Here is a 20,183-nt window from a genome sequence, read left to right on the forward strand (position 1 = left end):
TCCCTATTTTAGTTTCGCATTACTTGTCTCTGATGTCGCTGTTTAATTTTTTTTTGACTTTCTAGAGGTATACAATAGATCTTCAACAACTTTTAGATTTTTTTCAATTGTTTCGAGTAAATACGTACATCTCCATTTTCATACTCAAATCTAAATGTCCTTGTGGATAAAATTCTTATTTTTTCTTCAAAGAAACCATCTCTAATAATAGTATGAGCAGTCAAATTGTCATTATAAGAATATCTGTCAACCATAAACGTTTCTTTGTTCCTATCATCGTCCCTTTTGTAGAATAATATTTTTTCTATCACAGGTCCTTCATATATTATACAATGTACTTGGCTTAAAACCATTTCACCAGCCCTATTACTACGAAATCTAAGACAGATTTTCTTTTCAGTTTCATTTATTATGAAAGAACTCCCCCACCCCTTATTTTCAGCGTCATAAGAAAAATACAGTTCATTGTTTTTCAACTTATTCACTACAATTCCTTCCTTAGATTTCGGTTCCTTTTTATAAATTTTCGGTTTTGGTAATTGATCTAATTCATATTGATATGGGTATAATTCCAGATAAGAATTGCTCCAAATAACGGTTCCATTTCCAATGTCTTCAACTTGATGATGCAACACATTATATGAGGAACTATATTCCTCAAAAATTTTTACAATCATCTCGTAATCTTTTTCTATCATCTTGTACACTTCCCTAATTTTTTAGTTGTTCTTGTTTCCCATGTCCTTCCTTTGTACAGTTCTTTCTTTATCTTGTTCAGTTCCTTTTTAAATCTTTTTTATTCTTTCCATCCAATCTATTAAAAATTTCCTCTTTGTATTTTTTCCCATGTAATCCATCTTGTTGATGAGAAGTATTTGCTCAGCCAGCTGACCGAATATGTTTTCCTTGTTCGTCATAAGCTTCCATAATCCATTTTTTCAATTTCTCCTAATTGATTATCAATTCAAATTATCCGCATGATTATCAGCAATAAACATATGAAATAAAATAAGGTTATCAAAATGCCCAGAATAAATATATCCTTCTATCTTTTAGTCGTAAGAAGCATCCTCATTCTTCCATTAACGGAATATGTACACGAGATAAAAGTAGTTTTTTTCTAACAAAAAAAACACTCCCCTTTAGTCAGAATTTTGTTTTTTAACCTGTCTATCTAAAGGGAAGCATATCATTCTCTACATATGTTTCAAAACTCTATTACCATGTAAGTTGAACAATTTTAAATTTATTAACCATATAAGTAATCAATAAAATTTTCAGCATATTCTTCTTTTTTCAAAGTTTTACTCAAAGAAGATTTTAAGGTCACAATAAAATCATCGTAGACTTCGAAAGTTTCTTCATCCATTATCTCTCCCTTAAATTTTTCATGTATTATTTCTAATGTCACCGAAAGAGAATCTAGAAAAGCTGAAAAAGAATCTGCAATTGGAAATAATGCGCTAGTTTCATAACTTGCCATAACAGGTGAATTTTCTTGGTTTGTTACAACTACAATTGGATCATCATCCTTATCTGCAACTACAAGCCAATTTGAATCCCAATTTGGATTCTCTTTTTTTTCGGTTCCAATCCATCGAAATCCTTCTTGCCTACGACCCAATTTATCTGGTGAATAAAGAGAAAGGAGGTTACTCCCTAAATCTATAAATGTACAATCTAATTGATATCCATCAGGACGAATATAACGAATTATTTCACAGTGTTCATAAAAGAAATTTAACTCAGGAGAAAGATAAATTTTTTCATCTACCTGTAGTTTTACTAATTCTGACCTATAAAGTACTTCACCATTTTTTTCATTTTTTTCTAACGGGGACTCCTCTTTTGGATATTGATTCATTGCCTGTATAAATTTCAATACTGAATTCTCTAGTTGTTTCACAAAAACTCAATCCTCTCGTTTATGATTTACATTTGATATACTGCTCCTCGATGCCCCCGTTTTGAATTTACATGCTCATTTCCATTAGGATGGTTGTGATTTTGTAAAAAATCTATATTCCTAGGGTCACCTTTCCATTTACGGCCAAGCGCTCCATTTTCAACGCTGTTAATATGGTGTCCAGTATATCCTGCTTTTGTACTCATTACAGTAGCTAATTTACTGTTAGGCGTGTTTTTAATTAGATCTATTTCTGCTTGTGTCCAGTTTCTTGTTCCACTTCCAGTAAGATTAATTAAATCTTTTTCTAGTTTCCAAGCTCGATTTATAGCAGTTTCTCTTACTCCAGACACAGCAGTCAGACTATCGTGAGGTTTATATCTAATTAATGATAACCCAAAAATATCTACTGTGATATTCGGGTCAAATACATACCCATACAACGTCGGATTTCCACCCTCAAGTCCAATCGGGTCTTGTTGTGTGTATTGCCCTTGTTCTGGGTCATAGTAGCGGAATCGGTTATAATACAATCCTGTTTCAACATCTTCATACTGACCTTGATACCTAAATGGAATAAAATCTTTTTCACCTGTAAATTCTTTTACCCTGCCGTAAATATCAAGTTCAGCTGACCAAACCGTATTACCTTCTTCATTATACACTTCTACAGGTGTTCCAAGATAATCACTAATAATGCTGAAATTACCTTTATTCGTAAATTTAGCTGAAGGTACTAAGCCATCATTAAACACCCATGTAACTATATTGTCTGGTATTTCAGATTTATTCTGTGGAGAACTCTCAACTAGATTTTCTAATTTATCTGAATCATTCTGCGTGAAATACTCATGTAGGATTGTATTCCCATCCCATACGAATCTCATAATTTTCTCGTCAGAACACTTCTCTATCCGTCTACTAACGAGTCATACTTGAAAGTAACTTCTGTGTAGTCTGGTTTGATGACCTTCGACATCATGCCATTGCCGTTATACTCGTACTTCCACGTATCACCATTCTTCTCAACCTTCTGAATCAGATTACCTTCATCATCATAAGAGAATGTTGCCTCTCTCGTTTCAAGCAATCTACTTCCAGCACCATAGACACGATCTGTCTTTTCTTTCGTTTCATACAAATTCCTGACATCATCAACACTGCGGTGTAAGAAGTCGAATTGACCGCCTTGATTAGACCAGACGAGGTTACTGAATTCATCGTAACCATAGGTAACTTTTACACCTGTTAACTCGTTGACCATGCTTCGTAAGCGATGATTGACGTCCCAATTACATCATAGGCTTCGTCACATGCTCATTTTCGATCTCGATTTAACAAACCATTTTTCACATTCGAACATACTTCCGCTCAATTCTTTGCTTTATTTGAATCAAGTAACTGAAAAAATCATTACTTGTTACATAATAAAATTCCTGGTTCTAGTGTACACAGTTTCTATACCAATAAAGTATTAAAAAACAGCAATAAAACCCTTTAGGGTTTATTGCCGTTTTTTATACTTTAAATCATTTGAAGGTTGTAATAACTCATTACAAAAAATCCATCCTCGATTTAACTAAGTGCTTAACATTCTTTTAGAACCCTATGACAAAGTATATCTCGTGATACCTCTTTAGAAATGAAAATTAATGTAAACTGGTGTGCAGACCCCTTGAATCAATAATTCACCTTAAAGAATTTTAATATTAAGAAATAAAATATTCCATTCTCAATATAGAAATAAATTCCTGATAGAGGATTCATTTTCACTATATATTTAAATGAAATAGCAAACCTCTATTCCAAAAAAGTTGAAACATGAGTATTTTAAAAACTAACCATTATCTAGTTTAAAGAAAATTATTCAACATCAGTTTACCAATTTACTGACATTATATTTTTCCACTCACTGTTAATCAACTAATTCGACATCATTGTTTTACCTATATTTTTCGATTTCTTCCTTAACCTGTATATCTCCCCACGGACTTCTAAGTAAAAAAACTTCATTCTCTCTACCTTTAATTTTAAAATGTAATCCTTTGGATTGAATTCTATGTTCATCACCATTAACTATAGAATATTCTATAGTTCCGCAATCATCATCAAAAACACCCAATAGTTTCGTATCTGTAACCTTTTCAGCAGCCATACCCCAATAGCGCAAATAATCAACATTTTCAGGTATAAAAGAATCCTCATGACCAATTACCTTCCAAATACCTTCTTTCTTTCTTTTACCGAATAATCCCCAGCTATCTATAGGAACTGGCTCGAAAAGCCTTTCATCAGTAATAGTTGTATCGAAAATATTTTCTTCTGAAAAATAATCGAAAATTTCTACTATATGCCCTAAACTTATTTGAGAAATACAGCGTCCAAATGCATACTCACCATCTTCTAATTTTATACTAAAAATATCTCCCACTTGAAACTTATTTTTAGGTGTTTTCATCGTTTATACTCCCTTTTAAGCATGATTTTGTAGCCTTTTTATATTAATAAACACAAATTTCATACAATTCATCTCTTCTAATTTACTAACCTAGACAACCTCCCTTTAGTTTAGCAAGTTCTTTATTACGTGATCTGACCATTTCCGCTTGTCTATTCCTGTCTCTTGTATTGTTTTCTAAAAAGGAATTATTTTTATTCCCCCTATTACTTTGACTGAGTGCACCATCATGAATAGAGCCATCAGGCATTACAGTTCCTTTCCTTATACCTGTCTGAGTATCGTAGTGCTGAATATGAGCCTGCTCAATTCCTCTTGCCTGTGGTTCAGTTAATCCATTTTTATATTCTACCAAAGCTGTCTTTCCATCTTTAGTTAATCTTCCAGTGTCTATATGATCCTGTCTTCTTTGATCTATGTCTTCTGTAATACCTACATAATATGGATTATCAGCTCTTTTCCCTCCCACGACATCATACAAATGATACACACTAAAAGTACCTTTTAGACCAAGAATATCAATATAGACATTAGTATCTCTGACATAACTATAAAGACGTATGCCACCATTCAATCCAATCGGATCTGACTGAATATACATTCCCTCACTCGGAGAGTAGTAACGGAATCTGTTGTAATATAATCCGATTTCCATGTCTTCATACTGTCCCTGATACCTAAACGGAATGAAGTCCCGCTCACCAGTAAACTCATTCACTCGTCCATAGATATCAAGGTCAGCTGACCAAACCCTATTACCTTCTTCATCATAGGCTTCAACAGGCGTTCCTAGATAGTCACTAACAATACTGTAATTACCTTCATTCGTGATTTTAGCAGAAGGTACGAACCCATCGTTAAATACCCATGTAACTAGATTGTCTGGTATTTCAGATTTATTCTGTGATGAATACTCATCTATATTTTCAAATATATCTGAATTATCATGCAAGAAATACTCATGTAGGCTTGTATTCCCATCCCATACGAATTTCATTGTCTTTTCGTCAGAACACTTCTCTATTCGTCTACCTAGCGAGTCATACTTGAAAGTAACTTCTGTATTATCTGGTTTGATGACCTTTGACATCATCCCATTGCCATAGTACTCATACTTCCACGTATCACCATTCTTTTCGACTTTTTGAACCAAATTTCCTTCTTCATCATAAGAAAATTTTGCATCTCTCGTTTCAAGCAATCTACTTCCGGCACCATAGACACGATCTGTCTTTTCTTTCGTTTCATACAAATTCCCAACATCATCGACACTGCGGTGTAAGAAGTCAAATTGACCGCCTTGATTGGACCAGACGAGGTTACTGAATTCATCGTAACCATAGGAAACTCGTATTCCCGTTAACTCGTTTACCATGCTTCGTAATCGATGATTGACGTCCCAATTATACACGTGTCTTCGTGTGTCACGGTTTTGACTATTTATTCGATGGTGTGTCGGTCTACCTGTGACATCATACTGCCATTTGCTGATGACATCTCCTGGTAAGATTCTCTCAATCTCTTGGCCGAGTTAATAGTACTACATTGGTGCTGTCCAATTATTTTGATTTGAGCGAGAAGCTATGATTTGCAACACATTTACCATTTCATTACGAGCGACATCATATCATTTCAATGTCTCATGTCGAATAGTTAGTTAGCTATAGACCATTTAAGATTAAAACTACTTGCTGTTTTGGGTTCTCGTGTCAAAAAAGTCATGATCTAGACGAAAAGGGATAATAATTACACAAAAAACAAATCCATTCCTAACAAAAAACATATGTAAAGGAGATCTTTTGAATTCTCCTTTACATATGTTTTGAAAGTTAAAATAAATACTAATAGTATAATAATAAGTTCTTAACTAATAAAATTATATAAGCCACTCACCTTCTCCTTATGAATAACTTCCAACATATTAAACAATAACTTAACATTGTTACTTTTCTCTGTATCAGTCAAAATGGTATAGATATAGTTATGCACAGGACAACAATACTTTTCATCCTCAGAGACTACACAATAGCCCCTATTATCATTTTTCTCTATATGCCTCCACTTCCAACCGTATTTTTTTTCTACAATGGATCCATATAATGAACCAATTTCAAATGCTATTTCTTCAACTTCTTCGTCTATTAATTTATTATCTCTATAATGAGACAACGCTAGTTTAATTTTGTCGAGTGACATTAAATAATCCTCAGTATCTACTATTTCTAAAATTCCCTGACTCAAAATAGATAAGCGTTTTATTTCATCGATTTCTTCATTTTTTAATGTACGAACCTTAAGATTATCCTCATGAACTAACCAATTTTCTTGCATAATTCTTTCCCCCTTAGGACTTTTCCAGATTTTATTTTCCCTTTTAACTTTATTTGTAATTAATCAAGTCTTTTTAACATAGCAACATTATTGATTCCCGGTTTCCACTAAGTTGCATCCGAATTAATAGATTGTAAAGGATACCATGTAATGTTTATTTTTGAAAAACATTTATTAAATAAATTTCCTTCACAAAAAAGGAGTAGCAATAAAATCCGATTTCTAAGATTCATGCTACTCTTTTAATGTTTTATTTCATATCTTAAACACCCAACTAACTAAGATGAATACAACCATCCCTGGTATTAACTAGAAAAACAATATTACTTATAGTTTCTTATTTTTTAAATCTCTGTTTCTGGATAATAATCGCTACAATATTAAGGTTTATAAACATTAGCCTCATTTGAAGGAACAAAGGTAATACCATTCAATTTAAGTTTTTCAGCTTCATTTTTAAATTCTTCTGAACAAATTATTATATTTAAAAGCTTTGTATTATTTATTAGAAAAACATCTGGGAGAATATTTGATTTTTTCAGTTGTAAATCCCATATTTTTTTTATACGTCCATCTTGCTTATAAAATTCAATATTTGACTTTTCCATATCTATTACATCTTCTAACCTATTATAAAATCGCACATAATAATATTCCCTTGAAGATATACTTTCATTATTCCTGTTTACCATATGCAATTTAGTATATTGAAAACTATTAATTCCAAATTTCCGTAACAGGTTTAGAAATTCTAGCGATACAAAAAATCCATCACGCTTCCATCGCAAATCAAAATTATAATTTCTATCTTTTGAAACAAACCATAATTCTTCAGGTAAATCTGTCATAATATTTTTTGTGGTTCTCCATTCCCCTGCATCAGAATCTCTTGCTTCAAATGGATTTTTTTCAAAGAATTCTGTATGCAACATACCCTCTAGTAAAGTCGGACAAAATTTGTCCTCTTTTTCAAAAATTGCAAAAGTATTTTCCATTTTAAGAACCCCATTCCCTTCATTTAAGATAATCTACCACATGGTGATTTAGTTTTTATTTTTCCAGAAATAATTTTCTTTCTTAGACTTCTTTGTAGAGATTCAGTAAATTGTTTTGCTTGTTTTGCATCTATATCATCATTTTTAAACATTTGTTCTATTTTATATAACTTTTCCTCCACCATTTTTGTATAGTTACGATGTCTTGATCTATGGTAAAGTTTTTGCCCATGATTTTTTGCATTTGCAGGGCTATCCGACATTAATAATCCATTTGTAAAATGATCTCTCATTTCTCTAGGAATCCCAATGCTACTTAGAAAATCAGCATAATAATCCCATGTTAGTTCCGGTATAAGATGATGAGCTTCCTTTCCATCTCTTTTTACTCCTCCTAATGATTTATCTAGTGCTGTAGAACCTTTGCTTAATCCAAATATATCATTCCATCTATTTGGATCATTTACATATGCATATAAAGTTGGATTTCCACCAGCAAGTCCAATCGGATCAATTTGAGTATAATTCCCTTGTTCTGGGTCGTAGTATCGGAATCTGTTGTAATATAATCCGATCTCCATGTCCTCATACTGCCCCTGATACCTAAATGGAATGAAATCCTGTACTCCAGTTAACTCCATCACTCGTCCATAGATATCAAGATCAGCTGACCAAACCTTTTTCCCTTCATCATCAAAGGCTTCGACAGGAGTTCCGAGATAATCACTAATAATGCTAAAATTACCTTCACTCGTAATTTTAGCTGAAGGGATGAACCCATCATTAAATACCCATGTGACTAGATTATCATTTTCTAATCCAGTTGAATCATTCTCTGAAAAATACTCATGTAGGATTGTATTCCCATCCCATACGAATCTCATTGTCTTCTCGTCAGAACTCTTCTCTATTCGTCTGCCTAGTGAGTCATACTTGAAAGTAACTTCTGTATTATCTGGTTTGATGACCTTCGACATCATCCCATTGCCATAGTACTCATACTTCCAAGTATCACCGTTCTTCTCAAGTTTCTGAATCAGATTCCCTTCATCATCATAAGAAAATGTTGCCTCTCTCGTTTCAAGCAACCTACTTCCGGCACCATAGACACGATCTGTCTTTTCTTTTGTTTCATACAAATTCCCGACATCATCAACACTGCGGTGTAAGAAATCAAATTGACCGCCTTGATTGGACCAGACGAGATTACTGAATTCATCGTAACCATAGGTAACTTTTACACCGGTTAACTCGTTTACCATGCTTCGTAAGCGATGATTGACGTCCCAATTATATACGTGTCTTCGTGTGTCACGATTTTGACTACTTATACGGTGGTGTGTTGGTCTACCCGTCGTATCATACTGCCATTTACTAATGACATCTCCTGGTAAGATTCTTTCAATCTCTTGCCCCAGTTCATTGTACTGCACCGTTGCTGTCCAATGGGCTTGCTCTGAGCGAGAAGCCGTGATTTGCGACACATTGCCCATTTCATTATGAGCAACATCGATTTTTGCACCTAAGCTACTTGTAATCTGTGAACGATTGCCTAATTCATCATAACTACTCGCAATCCAATGGTCATTCTGCCATTCCTTGATCACTTGTCCAGATGGGTCTCGCTCTAGCTTTACGGCCACATGCTCATTTTCAGTCTCAATTAGCGAACCATTTTTGTCATAGCCAAACGTTTCCCAAGAATGAGTTAACCTGAATCATAGGAATCTGATATTTATTAGTTTATACGTCATTAAAAATAGTCTTTTATTGAATTTGTGGTAACATTATCATTTTGGTTTTTAAGAGTAAGTAATAAATGAAAAAACATATGTAAGAAAAGGTATATGCTCCTCATTACATATGTTTTTTTATATCACTTTACCATCAAGTAACCAATATAGAATTTATTATTGTAAGACCCTGTTACTTTCACAAGCTAAACCTTTTCACCGCATAGTTTAAACCATCTTTATTTTTGAGAATCTTTGATTATCGGAACAACTTGTACAGCTATCGGGTAAAATAGTTTTTCACTATAGCTTAATACCTCTTCGGGCCAATAAAATTTTTGAAGACGTTTGTTATATCCAACATCTTGAGCATCTACTACTTCCATGCCAATATTACAATGACTAGAAATATGTTTTTTTAATAATTTCCCTATTTGTTTTACCGACTCACTTTTACTTGGTTGCCAGATAAAACTTGTTTCACTGACTTTTAAATCATCCTTATCGTGAGAATTAAGAATATAAATAAAATCATCCTTATCTTCAATATATGGTCTAGTATTTAAAGATCTAATCTTTTTATCAAAATTTTCTTTTGTACCAATTTCAATAGCCATATCCTTATTTAAATAATCATTTTCACTTAACAATTCACCAAATTTTAGACCTTCCTTATGATAATTAATATCTTCAAAAAAGATCAAATCATTTTTTGACAAAAAATCGTTAATAAGATGAACTATAAAACTTCGTCTAGCTATTATATCTAATTCCATTTTATATAATCTCCTATAAATTATTTTTTCTTACAAAGTGTACTAGAGGGTTTATTATTATGTTCTGGGTGATTATAGGATCTAAACTCCACGGGGTCAGCTACATTATTTTTTCTTCGTACATTGTTTAAATCGTCAAGTGCTTGCTGTTCTCTTTTAATAGGTGATCCATCTTTTTTTGTTTTCCCGACATTACCCCACTTTTTATTACCATCAGCATCTCTATAAATTATATCTGGTCGTCTACCTTGTTTATTACCTCCTGGCGTTTCAATAAGCGTTTCCTGTCTTCTTCCTCCACCATTTAGAACTGTACCACCATTTGCCTCGACTTCATCGCCCCAAGCCTTTATCATTTCATTATGTGGTCCTTTACCATCTGTCTTAGGTCCTCGTTTAGCTAATCCAAATGGATCAATCCAAATATTTGGATCATGTACATAACTATAAAGTTTAATGCCACCAGATAAACCAATCGGGTCTGGCTGTGTATACATTCCCTCACTTGGAGAGTAGTATCGGAATCTGTTGTAATATAATCCTGTCTCAACATCTTCATACTGTCCTTGATAACGGAATGGAATAAAGTTTTTCTCACCTGTAAATTCATTCACTCTACCGTAGATATCAAGCTCAGCTGACCAAACCTTATTACCTTCTTCATCAAAGGCTTCAACAGGCGTTCCTAGATAATCACTAATAATACTATAGTTGCCTTCATTTGTAATTTTAGCTGAAGGTACGAACCCATCATTAAACACCCATGTGACTAGATTATCTGGTATTTCTGAGTCGTTCTGTGATGAATACTCATCTGCATTTTCAAATATTTCTGAATTATTATGCGAGAAATACTCATGTAGGATAGTATTCCCATCCCAAACGAAACTTGTTGTCTTATCTTCAGAACACTTCTCTATTCGTCTACCTAGCGAGTCATACTTGAAAGTAACTTCTGCCTTGTCTGGTTTGATGACCTTAGACATCATGCCATTGCCATAGTACCCGTACTGCCACGTATCACCATTCTTTTCGACTTTTAGAACCAGATTTTCTTCCTCATCATAAGAGAATGTTGCCTCTTTCGTTTCAAGTAATCTGCTTCCAGCGCCATAGACACGATCTGTCTTTTCTTTTGTTTCATACAAATTCCCAACATCATCGACACTGCGGTGTAAGAAGTCAAATTGACCGCCTTGATTGGACCAGACAAGGTTACTGAATTCATCGTAACCATAGGTAACTTTTACACCCGTTAACTCATTTACCATGCTTCGTAAGCGATGATTGACATCCCAATTATACGTGCGTCTTCGTGTATCGCGGTTTTGACTATTTATTCGGTGGTGTGTTGGTCTACCTGTTACATCATACTGCCATTTGCTGATGACATCTCCCGGTAAGATTCGCTCAATCTCTTGACCAAGTTCATTGTACTGCATCGCAGCTGTCCACTGTTCTTGCTCTGAGCGAGAGGCTGTAATTTGTGACACATTGCCCATTTCATTACGAGCGATATCGATTTTTGCACCTAAGCTACTCGTAATCTGTGAACGGTTGCCTAATTCATCATAGCTACTCGCAATCCAATGGTCATTCTGCCATTCCTTGATTATTTGGCCAGATGGGTCTCGCTCTAGCTTTACGGTCACATGCTCATTTTCAGTCTCCGATAACAAGCCATTTTTATCATAGCCAAACGTTTCCCAAGTGTCATCATAATAATCAGCTCGAATGACATTTCCTAGATCATCATGCTGGTATGTTGTCCAACGATCACCTGGACGTTGAATTCTTTGAACCAATCCTGCCAGACTTCGCTCATACGTTCTTTCTATCTCATCAAAGCCAATTTCCTTGATGATATTCCCTTTCGCATCACGTTCAAACTGATACGCTTCGCCTTTTTCATTGATAACAGCATTTAACTGCTCTTCTGTATCATAAGTGAATTTAACTTTCTTTCCACCTTGTTCTCGAGATATTAAGCTGCCAAGAATGGTGTAATCAAAGGCTACTTGCGTATGGTTATCTTTCGCGAAAACTACCTCATCATAGGCATTGTACTTTAATTGAACGTCGTTACCATCTGAAAGATTTGCTCTTACAAGACGATTCAAGTTATCGTAACGGAATTTCTCTGTTGCCCCTAGCGGATTTGTCGTTGTTGTGCAGTTACCACGACGGTCATATGTCCAGGTCGAACTCGTCCCGTCTGGCAAGGTTACTTGACTCAGGTTCAGATCAGCATCATAAGCTAAGCTTACCATATGGCCTTGCGCATTCGTTACCGTTTCGATTAAATGATGCTCGTTATAGGAGAATTCCGTTTTAGTACCATCTTCTAAAACATTTGCCTGCAATGTACTATCTTCATTATAAATCCACTGACGACTTCCGCCCTCTGCGTTAACTGCCTGAATCAGCCTATCCTTCTCATCGTACTGTGAAGATAAGGTACTACCATCTGCAAGAGTAATCGTCACTGGATTTGCCCATTCATCATAGCTAGATACCGTTACACGATCATCTTCATCTACTGTTTGGAGTAATTCAAAGTCCTCATTATATTCATAGCTGACTTCACTACCATCTGGGTGAACTATTTTCGTACAGAGATTATCTTCGTTAAAATAATAATAACTCTTATGACCTAAGCTATTCGTAATTTCGTTATAGCCCTCATGATAGGAAATCTCTCCTGCAAGGACATTGCCATCTCCCCATGTTTTGATTACTCGTGCACCTGTAGTTGGGCCGTCATAGCGCCAGAAGAAGCTATTTTTATTGCGGTCTATTTTTTGCATCATTAAGTGATTGTTATATTTTATATGCGTACTTTGCCCTAACGCATCTTGAATTTCGATTAAATCCTGTCCATTATTGTAAACATAACGTACCAAAACTTCACGACTCATCTGGTGACGTAGGGCGACTTCTGTCATTCTGCCTGCCTCATTCGTCGTAACCTCGAGCACTCTACCAATACTGTCGGTTACTTGAGATAGGAACCCTTTAAAGTTATAGGCAAATTGAATATGATGGGCTTGCTCATTTCTTACTTCTTTTAATCGGTATTTCGTCTCTGTTGTTTGTTCAAATACATAAATCAATCGTATATCATGTTCAAACAAATGATACTCCTCACCTGTATTTGTTAAAGTCATTCTTTCCCGTTTGTTAAAATACGGCAAGTTTATTGGTAAAATTGGAAACCCTACTGCGCGACCATCCGTCACAACTATTCCAATCAGGTCATCTTCTTCAAAAATCTCTAAGGCTAGATCGTATGTAAAGTGCATACCATGACCTGTCAAGCCAATGCGACTACTATCACTGTACCAAGCGCGTTCCCATGAAAGGGGGATAGGTCCAGGTAGTTCAAAGTCGACACCTTCATAAATCATACGTCCTGTAATTAAATCAACGGGTTCAAAACCTCTTTTACAGAATTTTTTACTTAGCCCTTGTGTACAATTAAATTTCTTTAATACCCCATGATTAAATTTTGTTAGCCCAGCTTTGGCCATAGCTTTCATACCTTCTACTGCCTTCGATGCAGCGAGCAATTCATCCATCGATGAAATGACTTTATCTGCGGCCGTCTTCACGGCCTTAGTTGCTTTGTTAGCTAGTTCCGCTAGTCCCTTTACTGCATCTAAGGTTTTAGATACTTTCGGATAAGCTGCCTTCATCCCTTTTGCTACAGCTTTTGAAGCATCTATTGTCTTATCAGCACCTTTTGCGGCATCAGCAGCTTTATCTAAGAGTTTTGCCCCTTTTTTGACCTTGTAGGCTCCCTTGGCGGCATCACCAACTACTGGGATCGCACCTACTAAGTTCATGGCTGCATCCATGTAATTCCCTCTTGCCAAGCTGATTCCTGCATTCGCTATATCTGCAAATGTACCGATGACAGGAATAAATCCAGCAACATCCAATGCTGCACTTACGCCATCTACTAATTTACTAAAGAAGCCTTTCTTCTCTTTCCTCTCTTCTGCCTTTTGCGGGAAGATTAAGTCAACTTTCGTCGTAGCTTCGATTGCTTCTTCATTTAATTTCGGTGGCTGACTTTGCTTCTCTATACCTTCTTGATCAATGAGCGTACTAATTAATTGTGTATCAGCGGCCATAATCACATGACTTTGTTCCTTCGCGGATATCGCAATCCATTCTTCTGCCTCTACGGCTAGCTCTTTCATTCCACTAATTTCGAGTGTTTCATCCGCCGCTAGCATGATGGTACTGTTACTTTGAAATGTTACGCCATCTCCATCATCCATCTTTAAGTCCAAGACACCATCTACTGCACTAAAGGAAATATCACCAACGCCTAATGTCACATCTTTCCCAACATTGGTCGCCAATGATTTAACAGTAGTATCCGCCATTTTCTTCGCCTGCTTTTGCCCGCCCTCTGGTGTGGCTGGATTCACACGCACCGAGCTGATAACGATGGCTTCTTCTTCGACTGCACTTGGAAAATGCAATTGTGCACGTGCACCTATTTGAGGCATTAAATACATCACACCATTGGCATCTGCTGAATAAGCAAACCAATGTGCTTTTGCTTGATCCTGGTTTTTATCGATATCTAAATGAATTTTAACGGTGTTTTGCGTGACATCAATGATCTTTCCTGTAAACGCTGCACCAATGAGGTCTAAATTGCGTACTAACCGCTGACGAATACTTTTCTCTGGTTGGGCAGTATATTGAAACTTCAACACACCTTCATCAAGATGGGTTTCCCTAGCCGTTACGATATAGGAGCTTCCCTTGAATTGCACCAACGTGCCCAGCTCATGGGGTTCCGTGCTTTCAAACTCACAAAATGTATAATCGGCTTCACTCACATCCGTGCCATCGTTTTCAGTAATCAACCGGTACGCATCGACATCCATTCGTACTATAGAAGGCAGATGGTCGATCGTTATGCTTTTTCTACTTTGAGGTGTACCAAGCCAGAACCTAGCACCCTTTCCTTTTAAATCTGGAAAAACAACGGCGTGCAAACGGGAGGCCATTCTTTTAATAAATTCCCAATCTGTTTCTAAGTATTGAATCGCGATACTACCAATGGCTTGACCATTAGAAGCTTGGTCAATGTAATCCCCGTTAGGATAGGCTTTCACGATGTTATTTATTAACTCCACATAAGTCATATTGGCATCTTGAAAAGAACGTGAGCGCTTCGCAATATCCATATTTGCTGTAAATGATACAGCCTCAACGGAGACATAGTGTACCCCTTGGGATGCCTGCAACTCTGCATTTTCAATTCTTCCTGAGAACAATATGGCACTGTCTCGTCCGAATTTCACAACCACTTCATCTGTATGATTGACCCGCTGGATATACTTTTGCGCTTGCTCTTCAGCAATCATTCCCGTAAAGTACAATCTTGCATGATCATTGGCCTTATGTTTGATAGTTAGTTTATCTAAATGAATAAGTGGATAAGGCCATTCGAGCACAAGATCCTCATACGTACTAACCATGTGTACTTCCTTTTCTTCTAGCGATTTCATTACTTACCTCCTTTCAATCAACCTCGTCTTTTAAAAACCTTGTTTCGGTATTTCTACTTCCTCTTGACCGTCGTGAATAATTTCGATTTTGCCTCCACCTGCTGAGCATTGGGTATGGCAGCGGCTTAATAATGCTTGCTTCCCCTCGATGTTGACAGTTTCCATTCCTTCCATCCAATCAATGGAACATGTTGGTGTACATGGCTTTTGCAACTGTAAACAAACACCAAAGGTTGGGATGTTATCAGGGTTTCGATCCCCTACATTCATGACTGCTTTCTCTTTAATATAAACGCCATGATCTTGCGGCAAATTTAAATAATTGAGGTGGCTACCATGCTCACAGGAAATGATGGCGCCATGTACGACATAACTAAATTGCTCCTGTTCCGAACCTTCTGTTTCCAAACTTTCTACAACTTGAGCCATTAAATATCCTTCCTTTCGTATCGATTGAACACTGTTTCAAATTACGACAGTGTTTTGGAATGATTTATTAGAATGATCTATCGTCCTTGTAGTTTTACTCGCTGCAACTGAATCCCGAGATATGGTCGTCGCAGCATACTTTCGGCCACATCTAGATTGACGATGGTGAACGATTCCTTTTTGCCGTCGACTTGAAAAATACAATCTAGTTCCACCTTCTTCGGGTCAATTACGAGCTCTTTTATTTGCCCGTCTGGATAATAAGCTGTCTCATCGGAAATACAGTTCTTCGCTACTATGTCCATAAGCCAATGCACACGCTGTGTTCCTTTCTTCACATCCGTAAAGACAATGGCGGTAAATTCTAAGTTATCCTCATATTTCACCAATAACCCTTTTAAATCATCTGACACGATTCTACGAGGCTTCTCTAAATAATCCAGGTATATCGCATTCTCTTTTTCTATTACTTCCCCGAACACAGATGAACAGATAAAGTTATCATCGAGGTCTGTCTTGAAAGGAATGATTGGATTTGTAATGCTTTGATCTTGTCGAAGAATAAAATACTCCATCTTTTCCTCCTGTAACTATCATTTCTATTAATTTCAACGTTAATGAATCCAATGAATGTCTTTTATCTGGTGTGGGCTAAATAGACACTTCTCTTGATCGCGTTTAAAGAAGGTAGCTCCTTTTAAATTGGCACCTGTAAAATTAGCGCCTGCAATCTGCGCAAACTCAAATTTTGCATTTTCCAAATTTGCATGACTGAAATCAGTGCCTAGGTAACAGGCAACTTCGTCATCGGGAAGCATTAGCGTTTTTCCTTGTGCATGCGTAAAATTAGCGCCTGCTAAATTGGCATTTCGAAAATCAGCATCTTGAATGGCTGCATATGAAAAATCAACATTCGCTAAGCTACAATCTACAAAACTAGTCCCGACACAAACACTTTGTTTTAATGAAGCCCCTTCTAAGTCACTGCCATTGAAGTTTGCATAGGAAAAGTCCATTTCGTTGAAGTGTTTTTGTTGTAATGGTAGGCTCGAGAAGTTTTCAAACGTATACGATTTGTCCATCTCGTTTTTCTCTAACCATGAGACAAGATTTTCTTCCACCCGTTCTCGTTCGTCGATGATCGCAACATCTTCACTAAATCCTTTATATTCACCGACACGAAATCGTAAACACGCAGCTCGTTGAAAGTCTATTTCAGGTACGCTGTCTTTTTGATAACGGAAGAGATAGCGTACCAATTGAATGATATACTGGTGAAACAGAATCACTGTCTGTTGAATAATTCCTCGAACGTCAGCTGCTTGGATGGAGAGATATGGCTTTCTTTCTTTTTCAAGCGTTTTGTGTAAATCTATAATCGCCTCACTAATCCAATCCGCTTCATACTGTGCCGTGCATTCTCTCCAGTCGAAGTACCATTTTTCTCCATACGCTTCAAGCAAATACGTACACTTGTTATCTAGTAATGATGTTCGCAGCAATGAAAAATGAATAAAGGCAACTGGCGCTAACCTTTCTTGCTCTTGCTGATCTCTAATATTTGCAAACAGCTGTTCAAGCGAGTGAATGATTGGTTTTAGTAAGATTTCCTTCTCTTGACGAAACTGTCGATCAACCTTCTCTTGTAATCGGCTGATATGAACTGACACGCATTCATCCATAAAATGCTGTAATGCTTCTTCTCGTTTCATGCGTTCACATCCTCACTAATTTGCTCGTACTTCTGTTCCTTTGATCTCCATTTTGTCTTCCATCTTGATTGAACTGTCTTTACAAGTCATCTCTATTTTCTCGGTCGCATTAATCATAATTTGCTTCGCATTGATGGCGACTTTATCTGTTGCTTGTAAGGTAATATTTTTATCACTTATGATGGAGATCCCATTATCATCCATAAGCGAAATCATTAATCCTCCACCAGATATGACAATTCGATCCGGTGCAAGTAGAATTTGTTTACCGTGCTTCGTTCTAAGTGTTTTGACATCTGGATCAGCCATCCGCGCTGGGTCTTGGCGGCTATCCTCTGGTGGTGCAGGTCGTGATCCGCCACCGCCGCCACTAGCACTTCCACCACCGCTTGGACTAGGCGGATTCGTCGCTGCTAACATCGAACCAGATTGTGGTGGTGCTTTTGATACGGAACTAATCGCAATCCCTTCATCCTCACGATTGCCTGGGAAATAGATTCTGACGTTATCAGATAGCTCCGGCATGAAGTACCAGCCTGTATTATCTTCTGATGCATAGATCGTTGAATACGGAAACCAATACGCTGTATCTTTTTCTTGACCCTCGTCGAAATCGACATGAATACGAATTTTGTCCCCCGCAACATCAATTACTTTTCCTTGAATGGAGGCGCCAATAATAGCTTGATTATAAGTAGTGTGGACACTGAAGCCGTTCTGAGGTGTTAACGTATAGATATGCTTGAACAAGCCATCTTTTAAAGTTGAGTAGATTTTATAGACATACAATTTCTTTGATTGGAACGTCACTTCATTGCCTATTTTGAATGGTTGGAACGATTCTACTTCATAGTACATGTAATCACTATCAGTAATACCGTCGAGATGATTTTTACTGGACACAAGGAAATTGCCAATCGCCTTTTTAACTCGATAATTAATGGCCTCCATTTTCTGCGTGCCTCCAGCTTGAAACGGTACACCGAAGTAAAACTTTGCGGCCGGATGAACCGTATCTGGCACTAGGCCTGTATGGAATCGTGATGCCATTCGTTTAAGAAACTCCCAATCTGTCTCTATATACTGCATCGTGAAACGACCAATGCTTGCGCCTTTAGTTGCATAATCCATGAAATCTGCACCTTTTTGATCGGCAATACATGCATCTATTAATTCACTATAGGGCATACTCGCATTTTGATAAGTTTGGTTTTTCTTCTTCACATCTAACACATACGTATGCGAAACTGCTTTAACCTCCAAATAATAGGTGCCCAAAACCGATTTCACTTGTACATCTAACGCAAGCCCGTTAAAAATAGGAATAGTTTGTCCACCACTGCCGATTTGCAATACTTCAATAGCCGTTTCTGCATCTGTCATATATACATAGGAATCTTCGAGTTCATCTGGAATCACGCCCGTTAAATGCAATGTAGCATGCTCATTCATTTGTTGCGTAATTTCGATTTGATTGACGCGAATATTATAGGGCATCACGATTATATCTTTATACGTTAAGGCAGTTTCCTTTTTCATTAAACAACACCTTCCCCATCTAATAATTTGTTTTCAACCGAGATAGATTCCATCATGCCGTAAGCAATGTGCTTCCAAATATCCATCTCTTTTTTCAAACAATTGACCGAGCCCATCGTCACATTCTCGCCTACAATAAACAAAAACATTAAATTATAAATCTTGTTATCTAGTGCTGGCGAAATGAAATCAAAGTAACCAATTTGTAAACCGTTAACTTCATTCATGCCGGTATCCAGCATTTTTGTAGTCGGCTGCGTTTTTTGAAGGATGTTCCTCATAGCCTCTGTGAAGTCTTCTAATTCCTCTTCTTTTACTTGTTGTTCCATGATTTTTAGCGTGACATTGATGGACGTACTTTCGCTTGTGTAAATATAATCGGGTCTACGACTGGACGGATATTTAATATCCATTAATTCAGGCGCCATCACGTCAAATGTCGCAGGCATGCACATCCGGATTTGATCCTCATAAAAACTCATTTCTTTAAACTCAATCGTTTCATCTTCAATCATGAGTTGACCTTCTTTAATCGCTTTCACAATATCAGTATGTAATAATTGGTTTTCGATGTTCTCCATTCGTTTCTTCTGCCTTGCATGTTTCGTCATCTCAATAACTTCTTCATCCATGAAATTCATTTTTTTCGCTCCTTTGTTTCGATTAGTCTTTCTATCTCATGACCTTGTATTTTTTCACTTTCCTATTAAAGGTTAACTCAGCTGTCATGTTCGAAAATAGCTTCGGCATTCGGAACGGAATCTTTCCTT

16 protein-coding genes are annotated in these 20,183 nt (G+C 36.6%); all 16 read right to left on the reverse strand.

The features are described 5' to 3' along the window. Positions 1 to 92 precede the first annotated feature (92 nt). A complete protein-coding gene (locus tag ACVWXS_RS10015; protein ID WP_456958055.1) occupies positions 93 to 698 on the reverse strand; it encodes a hypothetical protein in 606 nt (201 codons plus the stop codon). 551 nt (positions 699 to 1,249) lie between these two features. Further along, the gene (locus tag ACVWXS_RS10020; RefSeq protein WP_456958057.1) at positions 1,250 to 1,906 is read right to left on the reverse strand and encodes a hypothetical protein; all 657 of its coding nucleotides are present in this window, start codon (positions 1,904 to 1,906) and stop codon (positions 1,250 to 1,252) included. A gap of 26 nt (positions 1,907 to 1,932) precedes the next feature. After that, positions 1,933 to 2,793 carry an RHS repeat-associated core domain-containing protein gene (locus tag ACVWXS_RS10025; RefSeq protein ID WP_456958059.1) on the reverse strand — a complete coding sequence of 287 codons (861 nt, stop codon included), beginning with the start codon at positions 2,791 to 2,793 and terminating at the stop codon, positions 1,933 to 1,935. A gap of 23 nt (positions 2,794 to 2,816) precedes the next feature. Continuing rightward, the gene (locus ACVWXS_RS10030; protein ID WP_456958061.1) at positions 2,817 to 3,170 is read right to left on the reverse strand and encodes a hypothetical protein; all 354 of its coding nucleotides are present in this window, start codon (positions 3,168 to 3,170) and stop codon (positions 2,817 to 2,819) included. A gap of 678 nt (positions 3,171 to 3,848) precedes the next feature. Next, positions 3,849 to 4,364, reverse strand: a complete 516-nt coding sequence (locus ACVWXS_RS10035; protein WP_456958063.1) for an Imm26 family immunity protein — start codon at positions 4,362 to 4,364, stop codon at positions 3,849 to 3,851. Between the two features lie 85 nt (positions 4,365 to 4,449). Then, the gene (locus ACVWXS_RS10040; protein WP_456958065.1) at positions 4,450 to 5,775 is read right to left on the reverse strand and encodes an RHS repeat domain-containing protein; all 1,326 of its coding nucleotides are present in this window, start codon (positions 5,773 to 5,775) and stop codon (positions 4,450 to 4,452) included. Between the two features lie 452 nt (positions 5,776 to 6,227). Beyond that, entirely contained in the window at positions 6,228 to 6,695 is a 468-nt protein-coding gene (locus ACVWXS_RS10045) for a hypothetical protein (protein WP_456958067.1), read from the reverse strand. A 380-nt stretch (positions 6,696 to 7,075) separates the two neighbouring features. Next, on the reverse strand, positions 7,076 to 7,690 hold the full coding sequence (locus ACVWXS_RS10050; RefSeq protein ID WP_456958069.1) for an Imm43 family immunity protein: 615 nt from the start codon (positions 7,688 to 7,690) through the stop codon (positions 7,076 to 7,078). A gap of 23 nt (positions 7,691 to 7,713) precedes the next feature. Beyond that, complete coding sequence (locus ACVWXS_RS10055) at positions 7,714 to 9,333, reverse strand: RHS repeat domain-containing protein (protein WP_456958071.1); 1,620 nt, start codon at positions 9,331 to 9,333, stop codon at positions 7,714 to 7,716. Between the two features lie 329 nt (positions 9,334 to 9,662). Next, positions 9,663 to 10,199, reverse strand: coding sequence for a hypothetical protein (locus ACVWXS_RS10060; protein WP_456958073.1), 537 nt, complete (start codon positions 10,197 to 10,199; stop codon positions 9,663 to 9,665). 20 nt (positions 10,200 to 10,219) lie between these two features. Continuing rightward, a complete protein-coding gene (locus ACVWXS_RS10065) occupies positions 10,220 to 15,733 on the reverse strand; it encodes an RHS repeat-associated core domain-containing protein (RefSeq protein ID WP_456958075.1) in 5,514 nt (1,837 codons plus the stop codon). A gap of 30 nt (positions 15,734 to 15,763) precedes the next feature. Further along, complete coding sequence (locus ACVWXS_RS10070) at positions 15,764 to 16,162, reverse strand: DUF4280 domain-containing protein (protein ID WP_134020098.1); 399 nt, start codon at positions 16,160 to 16,162, stop codon at positions 15,764 to 15,766. 77 nt (positions 16,163 to 16,239) lie between these two features. Then, positions 16,240 to 16,737 (reverse strand): hypothetical protein, encoded by a 498-nt coding sequence (locus ACVWXS_RS10075; RefSeq protein ID WP_456958077.1) that lies wholly within the window; start codon positions 16,735 to 16,737, stop codon positions 16,240 to 16,242. A 39-nt stretch (positions 16,738 to 16,776) separates the two neighbouring features. Continuing rightward, positions 16,777 to 17,874, reverse strand: coding sequence for a pentapeptide repeat-containing protein (locus ACVWXS_RS10080; protein ID WP_456958079.1), 1,098 nt, complete (start codon positions 17,872 to 17,874; stop codon positions 16,777 to 16,779). A 15-nt stretch (positions 17,875 to 17,889) separates the two neighbouring features. Then, positions 17,890 to 19,413 carry a phage baseplate assembly protein V gene (locus ACVWXS_RS10085; protein ID WP_456958081.1) on the reverse strand — a complete coding sequence of 508 codons (1,524 nt, stop codon included), beginning with the start codon at positions 19,411 to 19,413 and terminating at the stop codon, positions 17,890 to 17,892. Next, a complete protein-coding gene (locus ACVWXS_RS10090) occupies positions 19,413 to 20,054 on the reverse strand; it encodes a hypothetical protein (RefSeq protein WP_456958083.1) in 642 nt (213 codons plus the stop codon). The genes ACVWXS_RS10085 and ACVWXS_RS10090 overlap by 1 nt, the downstream gene beginning before the upstream one ends. Positions 20,055 to 20,183: the final 129 nt, after the last annotated feature.

The sequence above is a fragment of the Lysinibacillus sp. TE18511 genome, from assembly GCF_054062295.1.

What these genes read in the sequence shown, in the direction of transcription:
- ACVWXS_RS10070 (WP_134020098.1), bottom strand. Translation starts at nt 16,162, where the DNA reads ATGGCTCAAGTTGTAGAAAGTTTGGAAACAGAAGGTTCGGAACAGGAG.
- ACVWXS_RS10045 (WP_456958067.1), bottom strand. Translation starts at nt 6,695, where the DNA reads ATGCAAGAAAATTGGTTAGTTCATGAGGATAATCTTAAGGTTCGTACA.
- ACVWXS_RS10090 (WP_456958083.1), bottom strand. Translation starts at nt 20,054, where the DNA reads ATGAATTTCATGGATGAAGAAGTTATTGAGATGACGAAACATGCAAGG.
- ACVWXS_RS10085 (WP_456958081.1), bottom strand. Translation starts at nt 19,413, where the DNA reads ATGAAAAAGGAAACTGCCTTAACGTATAAAGATATAATCGTGATGCCC.
- ACVWXS_RS10035 (WP_456958063.1), bottom strand. Translation starts at nt 4,364, where the DNA reads ATGAAAACACCTAAAAATAAGTTTCAAGTGGGAGATATTTTTAGTATA.
- ACVWXS_RS10080 (WP_456958079.1), bottom strand. Translation starts at nt 17,874, where the DNA reads ATGAAACGAGAAGAAGCATTACAGCATTTTATGGATGAATGCGTGTCA.
- ACVWXS_RS10030 (WP_456958061.1), bottom strand. Translation starts at nt 3,170, where the DNA reads ATGGTCAACGAGTTAACAGGTGTAAAAGTTACCTATGGTTACGATGAA.
- ACVWXS_RS10065 (WP_456958075.1), bottom strand. Translation starts at nt 15,733, where the DNA reads ATGAAATCGCTAGAAGAAAAGGAAGTACACATGGTTAGTACGTATGAG.
- ACVWXS_RS10025 (WP_456958059.1), bottom strand. Translation starts at nt 2,793, where the DNA reads ATGAGATTCGTATGGGATGGGAATACAATCCTACATGAGTATTTCACG.
- ACVWXS_RS10075 (WP_456958077.1), bottom strand. Translation starts at nt 16,737, where the DNA reads ATGGAGTATTTTATTCTTCGACAAGATCAAAGCATTACAAATCCAATC.
- ACVWXS_RS10060 (WP_456958073.1), bottom strand. Translation starts at nt 10,199, where the DNA reads ATGGAATTAGATATAATAGCTAGACGAAGTTTTATAGTTCATCTTATT.
- ACVWXS_RS10015 (WP_456958055.1), bottom strand. Translation starts at nt 698, where the DNA reads ATGATAGAAAAAGATTACGAGATGATTGTAAAAATTTTTGAGGAATAT.
- ACVWXS_RS10050 (WP_456958069.1), bottom strand. Translation starts at nt 7,690, where the DNA reads ATGGAAAATACTTTTGCAATTTTTGAAAAAGAGGACAAATTTTGTCCG.